Consider the following 2,983-nt stretch of genomic DNA (forward strand, 5'->3'; position numbering starts at 1 on the left):
CTCGCGCGGCGCGCGGAGAGCTGGGGCCCCGGTGGGGCTGGAGGGTTCGACGGGGCCGGTGGGGCCGGTGGGGCCGCGCCCGGTGTCACAGCCGCCCGCCGCCGCCCGCGCCGCGCCCCGGCCGTGGCCGCCGTACTGCTGCTGACCGGGTCCCTGGCCGCACAGGCCGCCCTCACCACCGCCTACGCCGACCGCCGGCGGCTGGCCGGGCTCGACGACTACGCGTCGTGGGGCAGCCGGCAGCGGATCCAGGCGGACGCCGTGGCCGAGGCCGACGGCTGGCCCGCGTACCGCACCGAGCCCGGCCGTGAGCAGACCACCGCCAACGACCCGCTGACCGTGGGCGGCCAGGGCACGGCGTACTACAGCAGCCATACCCCCGAGGTCCTGACCCGCACCCTGGCCGCCCTGGGCGCCGGGTGGACGTCCAACGGCCGCGCCGTGCAGAGCCTCGACAACCCGGTGACCGACGCCCTGTTCGCCGTCGGCGCCCGGGTGCGCATGCCGCGCGATCCGCACCAGCCCGGGGCGCGGGACGACGCGCGCGGGACGACGGTGACGCGCGCCGCCGTGCCCCGGCTGGTCACCGTCCGTCCGCCCGGCCCCGCACCACGCTTCGTCGCCTCGCCCTTCCGCAACCAGGAGAAGCTCCTCGGCGCCCGCGTCTACACCCTGCCGCCCGCCGCGCTGCGCGCCGGGGGCGTCGACGGCGGTGACGGCGGTGACGGCGGCGACGGCACGCTGACCGCCACCTGCCCCGTCGGCAGCGAGGTGTTCCTGTGGGCCCCCGGGTTCTCCGGTACGGCGCGGCTCGACGGCGCCCGCGCCGGTACGGAGGCCGAGCTGCGCGGGCGCGTCCCCGCGCGACGTGCCGCCCTGCAGCCCCTGGGGGCCGTGCCGCCCGACGGCCGGGTCGCGATCACGCTGCGGGGCAGGGGGGCCGACCGGCTGCCGCTGCGGAGCGTCGGCTGCCTGGACCGCGACCGGCTGGCCACCGCCGTGGACGGCCTGCGGTCCTCGGGCGCGAGCGCGGTGCGCGTCACCGACAGCGGCGTACGGGCGAGCCTGCCGCCCGGCACCCGGGGAACGGCCGTCTTCGCCATGCCGCGCATCGCCGGCTGGAGCTGCCGCGCGGACGGCGCCGAAGCGCGGCCCGCCGGCTCCTACCTGGGGCTGGTCGCCGTCCCCCTGGACGGCCGCACCTCGGTGGTGAGCTGCGCGTTCAGCCCGCCCGGTCTGCGCCTCGGCGGGGCCGTGGGGGGCCTGTCGCTGCTCGTGCTCCTCGGCGTGGCCGTGGCGCCCCGTGCCGCGGCCCGGCGTCGCACGAGGCACATGAAGACTTCACCCCACGACCACCGGCTCGTGGCCCGCACGGCATGAGCCGCGGCGTACGGTCGGCCGCCTGCCCCCCACCCGGACCGAGGCCAGAGGCGAATCCGCATGCCATCTCTGCTGAGCAACCGGCTGACGAAGTGGGCCCTGCGCCCCGTCGCCGTGCTCGTCGACCAGCGCATCTCACGTCACACCGCGGGGCTCCGCCGCGAAGTCACCGAACTGCGGCGGAAACAGCACGGCCTCACCATGCTCCTCGACCGCACCGGTCGGGGCCAGCACCGCATGCCCACGCCCGACCAGATCGACCGGCTCGTGAAGGAGGTGGAGGCCACGACGGGCGCGGGCGACCACGCCCGGCGCAACGTGACCGTCGCCTACCGCAACGTGGTGGCTCTGGAGGCGCTGGGCGTCGGCAGGATGGCGGGCGGTACGTCCAACGTGTGCGGCAAGCTCGCCACCGTCCCGCTGCTCGCGCGGCCCACGGGCGAGGACACCGGCGCCCCGGGGCTCGAAGTGCTGGAGATCGGCACGCTGCACGGGCTGTTCGCCGCCGCCCTGATGCGGATGCTGCACCGGACGGGCGTCGAGGCGACGCTGACGATCGTCGATCCGCTGGCCGGCTCGCAGCTCCAGCCCGGCACCAGCGACTACGAGGAGCCGACCGGCACGCCGGTGCGCGAGGACGTCGTACGGGCCAACCTGGCGCTCGGCGGCGGCCGTCCGGGCACCGGAGCGCGTATCCGGCAGGGGTTCTCGGGCGACCCGCGGGTGCGGGCGGAGGTCTCCGACCGTGAGTACGGCGTGATCGTCGTCGACGGGGACCACTCCTTCGAGGGCGTGCTCGCCGACCTGGAGTGGGTGGAGCGGATCGCCGCCGCGGACGCGGTCGTCGTCCTCGACGACTACGGCGACGCGCGCTGGCCCGGCGTCAAGGACGCGCTGGACAAGCACCTGGCGGGCGGCGAGAGCAGGCTCACCCTGGTGGGCCGGGTCGCCACCTCCGCCTTCCTGCGGGCGCGCTGACCCCAGGGGCCCCCGTCCGGACGCTCAGACGTCCCGCATCCGTTGGTGGCGGTCGAGCGCGCGGCGCACCTCCGCCGGCAGCGGGTGGTACGGGCCGTACGCGCGCTCGGCGTCGTACAGCAGGCCTTGCAACTGGGCGTGCGCGGCGGCGTGGTCGCCCATCGCGAGCAGCAGGTTCGCGATGCGGTGGCGGATGTCGAAGGCGCGGGCGGTGGCGTCGGTGGCCGGCGTCCCGCCCGCGTACTGGTTCTCGTAGTACGGCAGCAGGCCGCGGTACTCGGCGAGCGCCGCGGCCGGTTCGCCGAGCTGCTCCAGGCACTGCGCCGCGTCGTACCGGAACTGGAGGGCCTGCGGGTCGGCCAGGCCCGCCTCGGCGGCGCGGTCGTCGGCGAGGCGGCGCAGCTCGGGCAGTGCGCGGCGGTACTGCCCGTCGTCGAGCAGCGTCGCGGCGTACTGCTTGCGCAGGATGCGGACGACCGGGGAGCGCTCGCCGTGCTGGGCGGCGGCGGCCGGCAGGATGCCGCCGAGGATGTCGACGGCCTGGGTGATCCGGCCCTCACCGAGGAGCTGCTTGACCTCGTCGACCGCGCCCGCCACGTCGGGCTGGGCCTGCACCGGGGTGGGC

At 76.9% G+C, this 2,983-nt stretch carries 1 protein-coding gene and 2 pseudogenes; 2 read left to right on the forward strand and 1 reads right to left on the reverse strand.

The annotated features are described in order from the left end of the window. A pseudogene (locus E2E34_RS35755) lies at positions 1 to 1,380 on the forward strand (YfhO family protein); the annotation flags it as partial. A 60-nt stretch (positions 1,381 to 1,440) separates the two neighbouring features. Continuing rightward, a complete protein-coding gene (locus E2E34_RS33035; RefSeq protein ID WP_138905521.1) occupies positions 1,441 to 2,358 on the forward strand; it encodes a class I SAM-dependent methyltransferase in 918 nt (305 codons plus the stop codon). Positions 2,359 to 2,382: 24 nt separating this feature from the next. On the opposite strand, the pseudogene E2E34_RS33040 reads toward E2E34_RS33035, so the two are convergent. Then, positions 2,383 to 2,983: pseudogene (locus tag E2E34_RS33040) on the reverse strand (serine/threonine protein kinase); the annotation flags it as partial.

This window comes from Streptomyces albidochromogenes, assembly GCF_005981925.1.
Lineage (GTDB): Bacteria > Actinomycetota > Actinomycetes > Streptomycetales > Streptomycetaceae > Streptomyces > Streptomyces albidochromogenes.

Bases quoted from the DNA above. Each gene is read 5' to 3' on its own strand.
- E2E34_RS33035 (WP_138905521.1), top strand. From the start codon at position 1,441: ATGCCATCTCTGCTGAGCAACCGGCTGACGAAGTGGGCCCTGCGCCCC.